At 68.0% G+C, this 1,746-nt stretch carries 2 protein-coding genes; one reads left to right on the plus strand and one right to left on the minus strand.

Translation table 11 applies throughout. The features are described 5' to 3' along the window. Positions 1-88 precede the first annotated feature (88 nt). Positions 89-253, minus strand: a complete 165-nt coding sequence (locus KUTG_RS59720) for a hypothetical protein (RefSeq protein WP_157495216.1) — start codon at positions 251-253, stop codon at positions 89-91. A gap of 206 nt (positions 254-459) precedes the next feature. On the opposite strand from KUTG_RS59720, the gene KUTG_RS62355 reads away from it, so the two are divergent. Continuing rightward, a partial coding sequence (locus KUTG_RS62355) for a condensation domain-containing protein (protein ID WP_043725631.1) occupies positions 460-1,746 on the plus strand: 1,287 nt, incomplete at its 3' end.

The raw sequence follows: 1,746 nt of genomic DNA on the forward strand, positions 1-1,746 counted from the left end.
CGGAACGTGCCGGCGCATTCCCCCGGAAAGAGAGGCGAGATCGGCGGTGCGACGAGCGGGAGTTCTCAACCCGCCGCACCGCCGCACATCACGACTGCTTCACGCTCTGCTTCACGGACTGCTTGACCGACTGCTTCACGCTCTGCTTGACCGACTGCTTGACGGACTGCTTGACCGACTGCTTGACGGACTGCTTCACGCTCTGCTTGACGGACTGCTTGACCGCGGCCTTGGTGTTCGGCATCGTGTACACGCCTCATTCCTTGGTGTTTTATGTGATTTCCCCGCCTTCGCCTCGGTGCTGCTCCGGCGGGGCTCCAAAAGATTCGCCTGTCGGACCGGTCGGTGTCAATGGATTGTGCTGACAGCTATTTCCCGGAAACTACATGACACTGCGGAACACTGCCGCGGCGCGAATTTTGGGCTCACTATCTGGCTATCGGACGTGAGGAGGTCACGATGGTCGCGAAGAGCGCGGACCTGGGTTGGGGGCAGCGGCACCACGTGCTGCACTACCTCCAGACGCCGGCCGATGCCCGGCACGACATGCACATCGCGATCAACCACCCCGTGCCCGAGGGCACGACCGTCGCCCACGTGCGGTCCGCGCTGGCGTACCTGGTGCGCCGCCACGAAATCCTGCGCACGGTCTACGACCTCCTCGCACGGCCGTGGCCGCAACAGGTTGTGCAGCCGCCGGCCGTGCCGGACGTGCACGTCGCGGGGGACCGGCCGGCGGAGCTGATCAAGCGCCTGACCGAGGAACCGTTCGACATCACCAAGGAGTGGCCGATCCGCGCCGGTGTGATCGCCGACGGCGACGCCGTGCGCCGGCTGCACCTGGTGTTCAACCACCTGTCGCTAGACGACGTCAGCCTGGGCACGCTCACGGCCGAGCTGGATGTGGTGCTGGCTGCGCGGATCGCGCGCCGCCCGATCCAGCTGCCGCCGGTCGTGCATCAGCCGGTCGACCTGGCCCGCCACGAAGCCACCTTGGACCCGGCGCAGTCGCTCGACCACTGGCGTCGCATCGCTGCGAGGCTGCCCAAGGACATCTACGCCGGCCGCCGCACCGGGGCCGAAGGCTCGTTCGCCGCCTCCTTCACGGTGCCGTCGCTGCTGGCCATCGCCCGGGCGATCGCCAGCGAGCACAAGGTATGGCCGTCGGCGGTGCACCTCGCCGCGTACGCGATCACTGTCGCCACCTACACGGGCGAGCCGCGGGTCGCCTTCCGGATGTACACCAGCCAGCGGGAATCCAGCGGCTACGAGAACGTGCTGGGCTGCGCCTCCTACCCGACGCTGGTGGTGATCGACACCGCCGGGACCTTCGCCGAGGTGCTCAAGGCCGCCGCCGCCCGGGTCGAGGAGGCCATGGCCTACGCGCATGTGCCGTACGACCTGGTCATCGAGCTGGTGGCCCAGGCCGGCGAGCCCCGCGTGGAGTCGGAGCTGAACTTCCTGAACTACGCGCCGAGATCCTGCCGCGCCAGGCGTGATCGCTTCGTCTGGAACGCGGAACCGGTCAGCTGGGCCAAGTCCGGGGCCGACACCTACTTCCGCGTCTACGAGTGGTGCGACGGCACGACGCTGGCGTTGCAGGCCATGGCCGACGTGATGGGCCGTGACGACGTGGAGCGCTTTCTGCGCGGCTACGCCGAGCTGCTCCGGACCGGCGAGGCGCCGACGTTCTCGGACCGGCCGACAACAAGTGTTGTCGCCGAGGTTGCCCGTCCCGTTCCGCCC

The sequence above is a fragment of the Kutzneria sp. 744 genome (assembly GCF_000568255.1).
Taxonomy (GTDB): domain Bacteria; phylum Actinomycetota; class Actinomycetes; order Mycobacteriales; family Pseudonocardiaceae; genus Kutzneria.